Annotated in this window: 3 protein-coding genes; 2 read left to right on the forward strand and 1 reads right to left on the reverse strand. The window is 37.0% G+C overall.

Annotated elements, in window-relative coordinates; genetic code table 11:
- Positions 1-86: 86 nt before the first annotated feature.
- Positions 87-545, forward strand: coding sequence for an acetyl-CoA carboxylase biotin carboxyl carrier protein (accB, locus tag AC30RD_RS07515; RefSeq protein ID WP_489493820.1), 459 nt, complete (start codon positions 87-89; stop codon positions 543-545).
- On the forward strand, positions 546-1,889 hold the full coding sequence (locus tag AC30RD_RS07520; protein WP_489493821.1) for an acetyl-CoA carboxylase biotin carboxylase subunit: 1,344 nt from the start codon (positions 546-548) through the stop codon (positions 1,887-1,889).
- Positions 1,890-1,912: 23 nt separating this feature from the next.
- On the opposite strand, the gene AC30RD_RS07525 is transcribed toward AC30RD_RS07520, so the two are convergent.
- Positions 1,913-3,106 (reverse strand): tetrahydrodipicolinate N-succinyltransferase N-terminal domain-containing protein, encoded by a 1,194-nt coding sequence (locus AC30RD_RS07525; protein WP_489493822.1) that lies wholly within the window; start codon positions 3,104-3,106, stop codon positions 1,913-1,915.
- Between the last annotated feature and the right edge of the window lie 282 nt (positions 3,107-3,388).

The following is a 3,388-nucleotide window of genomic DNA, read 5'->3' on the forward strand; positions in this document are numbered from 1 at the left end:
CAATTCCCAATTCCATTTCCCATTTCCCATTTACCAACATTTTAACTAAAATAATTTTAACAAATTCCAAATAGCAAGGATCGGTTATGGATTTTAAAGAGATTAAAGAGTTGATAAAGTTATTTGATAAAAGCGGTTTGAATAAATTAAAAGTTAAAAATGAAGAGTTTGAGATCTCTTTGCAAAAAGGCATCGAAGGTGTGGCGGTGCCGGCGGTTCAGCCTCAAGTTGCCGCTAAAGCTACGGAAACTGCTGGGGTGAGCGCTCCTGCTGTAGAAAAAGAGGAAAAAGTTGAGAGCAAAAAAGGCGAATATATAACATCTCCGATGGTAGGAACATTTTATAGAGCTCCAAGCCCAGATAGCCCTCCTTTTGTAAAAGTAGGTGATGTTGTCAGCAAGGGCCAAACCATTGGCATAATAGAAGCTATGAAAATATTTAACGAGATTGAGGCGGAGTTTGATTGTAAAATTTTGGATATATTGGTTGAAGATGGGCAGCCCGTTGAATATGATATGCCGCTATTTTTGGTTGAGAGGCTATAAATGGGAAAAATAGAAAAGATCTTAATAGCAAATAGGGGAGAGATTGCTCTAAGAGCCATAAGAACGATAAAAGAGATGGGTAAAAAAGCGATTGCCGTATATTCTGTTGCTGATAAAGATGCTCACTATCTAAAGTTAGCAGATGCGGCAATTTGTATAGGTGGAGAGAAAAGTAGTGAAAGTTATCTAAATATCCCCTCAATTATAAGTGCCGCAGAAATTAGCGGATGTGACGCGATTTTTCCAGGATATGGATTTTTGAGCGAAAATCAGCAATTTGTCGAGATATGTAATCTTCACGGAATAAAATTTATAGGTCCTTCTTTGGAAGTTATGCAGCTAATGAGTGACAAGTCTAAGGCAAAAGAGGTTATGAGAAAGGCTGGAGTTCCCGTTATCCCAGGAAGCGAAGGGGCTATAAAAAATGTAGAAGACGCTAAGAAAAAGGCAAAAGAGATAGGCTATCCTGTTATTTTAAAAGCGGCCGCTGGAGGCGGCGGAAAAGGGATGAGGGTAGTTGAGGATGAAAGTTATATAGAAAACGCCTTTTTAGCCGCTGAATCCGAAGCGATAAGTGCATTTGGAGACGGAACTATCTATATGGAAAAATTTATCAAAAATCCAAGACATATAGAGGTGCAGTTAATTGGCGATAGTTACGGAAATGTTGTTCATCTTGGAGAGAGAGACTGCTCTTTGCAAAGAAGACATCAAAAAATGTTAGAAGAGTCTCCGGCGATCTTGCTTGATGAAGAGAGAAGAAAAGAGCTTTTAGATACGGCAGTAAAAGCCGCACGTGCTATAAAATATGAGGGAGCCGGAACGATAGAGTTTTTAGTCGATAGCGAGAAAAACTTTTATTTTATGGAGATGAATACCAGATTGCAGGTTGAACATCCAGTTAGTGAAATGGTAAGCGGAATAGATATAATAGAGTGGATGATAAGAGTTGCAGAGGGTGAGAAACTTTTTCCTCAAGAAAATGTTACTCTAAGAGGACATGCGATAGAGTGTAGAATCAACGCCGAAGATCCAAACAGATTCATTCCAAGTCCCGGCAAAATCAAAACCTGGATAGCTCCGGGAGGAAAAGATGTTAGAATGGATACCCATGTTTATGCTGGTTATATAGTTCCTCCATATTACGACTCTATGATAGCTAAGCTAATAGTATGGGGAGAAAATAGAGATAGAGCGATAGCAAAAATGAAAAGAGCGTTAGAGGAGTTTGAAGTAACAGGTATAAAAACTACGATAGATTTTCATAAAAAAATGATGGAAAATCATGACTTTATTTCAAATAGATACGATACTAAATATATAGACGAAAAATTTTTAAAATAGTTGAGTGTAAAAACACTCAACTATTAATGTAATGCTTCATTTAGTTTGATCTCTTTATTGCTTCTAAATACTCTCATCTGTCCGGTAATTGAATCTTGTCTAAAATGAAGGCCATTTAACCCAGCAAGCTCTCTACCTTTGAATATCTCTTTATATTCGCTTTTAAATTCTGGATTTATCTCTTTGATTTTTTCAAATTCGCTTTGGCTTATATAAAATTTTGTTCCTTCAAGAACGGCTATTCCCGCATCAACTATACAGCCATCTCCTAAAGGTATGCCTGTTACCGAATTGGCGCCAAGAAGACAATTTTCTCCGATGCTTATTGGATTTCCGCTTGTTCCGCTTAAAACTCCAAGTATGCTTGCTCCACCTCCGATATCGCTCCCTTTTCCAACAACCGCGCTTGATGAGATCCTTCCTTCAACCATAACAGGACCCAAAGTTCCCGCATTGAAATTGATATAACTTGCTCCTGGCATAACGGTAGTTCCGGCTGCAAGCTGAGCTCCAAATCTTACTTTGCTTGCATCTAAAATCCTTGTATTATCCGCAGGGATAATATGTTGTAAAAATCTTGGAAATTTATCTACAGAATCGATTTGCGGATATTCTCCGTTTAGTTTTAATTCAATCTCATTATCCCTTAACCAATCAAGCTCAATAGGAGTATTTGAACTCCAAGCAACATTAGGGAGTATTCCAAAAGCTCCGTTTAGGTTCACCCCTCTTAAAGGAGCTTTTCCAAGAGATAGAGCATATAATTTTAAATATACGCTCTCAACACTTTTTGGAGCTTCATCTTCAAATATAAAAACCAGTTTAAACCTATCACACTCTATATCTATAAGGGTGTCCAATATCTTAATGATTTGAACATTTTTATGAGAGTCTCCTTTTGCCTCATGTAAAAATGGTGCAAAAGCGTTTAAGCAGTTGTTTACAAACTCTCTTGTTACGTCAAAAACAGCCTCTGAAGCATTTTTATCAAAAGCCAAATTGCACTCTTCTAAAGCTTTGATAAAAACTGCGGCACTTCCAAAATTTTCTTTCCAGTTTACAACAGGAAAAGTTGCTTGTAGAATTTTATCTGGATTTTTTTGCCCTCTATCGACTCTTGCTATCCCAAAACCTAACGGCTCTTTATAGATATCGCTATTTTTTATCTCTTCAACAAATTTTGAAAATTCCTCTTTTGTAGCAATTATCGGTAACATCGTTCTCCTTTAGATTTAGATTTTAGTATTTCAACAACTCAAACACTTAACACCAATTAACCACCCAACTACTCAACCATTTTAACTAAATTGGACATTAGACATTGGACATTGGACATTAGTGATTTTTCCACTTTCTCACTTTTTAACTTTCTCACTTCTTCACTTTCTAACTTTCTAACTAAACTACTCAACAATTTTAATTAACCACAAACTTGCTTCGTTTAACTCAGCTACGTTTGCTTCAAGGTAAGCCAGCCGTTCGTATGCTCGTCACTAAAT

The organism is Nitrosophilus sp. (assembly GCF_982775275.1).